The sequence below is a fragment of the Bacillus badius NBRC 15713 genome (genome assembly GCF_001591605.1).
Lineage (GTDB): Bacteria > Bacillota > Bacilli > Bacillales > Domibacillaceae > Pseudobacillus > Pseudobacillus badius.
The window spans coordinates 1-595 of record NZ_BCVF01000111.1 but is presented as its reverse complement, the minus strand read 5'-3'; the positions used below and the strand labels follow the sequence as shown (position 1 = coordinate 595).

At 38.0% G+C, this 595-nt stretch carries 1 protein-coding gene; it reads right to left on the bottom strand.

Annotated features, from left to right (window positions below):
• Positions 1–33 precede the first annotated feature (33 nt).
• On the bottom strand, positions 34–595 hold a 562-nt coding region (locus BBA02S_RS21125), incomplete at its 5' end, for a hypothetical protein (protein WP_061786773.1).

The following is a 595-nucleotide window of genomic DNA, read 5'->3' as shown; positions in this document are numbered from 1 at the left end:
TTTGGAAAAGAAAAAGCCCTGCAGAGCAGAGCATTAAAAATTAACTCGGATATCAAATGGTTTACCAATCTCTTGGTGACTTGAATCAAGTGGGGAGTCAATGATTACTCTTACCCATTCAATATCTTCTGGCTGTGAGTTTTTTAAAACATAGGCATATGATCCAGACTTATTCACTTTTCCGTAAAACTCACCGTCTATAATGTCTGACATGACAATATCCGGGTCTAGTTGTTCGCCAGTATTGGTAACAAGTTTAACGAAGCTTCCTAAAATAGTGTCTGTATTTTCAGTTTCATGAGAAATGTCCATATCTACTTGTATGTAAGGAAAGTTTTTTGATCCGTACGAAGCAGCTGTTTCATCTGTAAGTTCAGCTGTTACTACAGTTACTTGAGGAATGGTAACTGTAAACGGCCCAGATGTAGCTGTTTCATTACCCTCGACTTTCTTTATTAGTGTGTATGTACCTGTTTCATTAGTGATTGTTTTGCCGTCATCACTAGTATTCACGGTATCTTCTTCTTTACTAGTGGATGATTCGCTTGCAGCAGGTTCCTCTACTTCTTTTTTAGGTTTTTCGCTGTTGCATGCT